1 pseudogene is annotated in these 265 nt (G+C 56.6%); it reads left to right on the forward strand.

What is annotated here, in order from left to right:
• Positions 1-265: pseudogene (locus ACTHTJ_RS11010) on the forward strand (hypothetical protein); the annotation flags it as partial.

The following is a 265-nucleotide window of genomic DNA, read 5'->3' on the forward strand; positions in this document are numbered from 1 at the left end:
GTGACCGTTAAGCTGAAAAAAGACCTGGTAGTGAACAGCGTCAAAGCCGGCGACACCACCGTGAACAACGACGGCGTTAAGATCGCAGGCGGTCCTAGCCTGACCAAGTCCGGTATCGATGCCGCCGACAAGAAGGTTACCAACGTAGCCGACGGCGACCTCAATGCCAACAGCAAAGACGCCGTCAACGGCAGCCAACTGTTTGCGACCAACCAAAACGTAGCGACCAACGCCGCCAATATCGCCAAAGGCATCAACTTCGGCG

Origin of the sequence: Neisseria sp. P0018.S001 (assembly GCF_051957355.1) — a bacterium.
Taxonomy (GTDB): Bacteria; Pseudomonadota; Gammaproteobacteria; order Burkholderiales; family Neisseriaceae; genus Neisseria; species Neisseria subflava_A.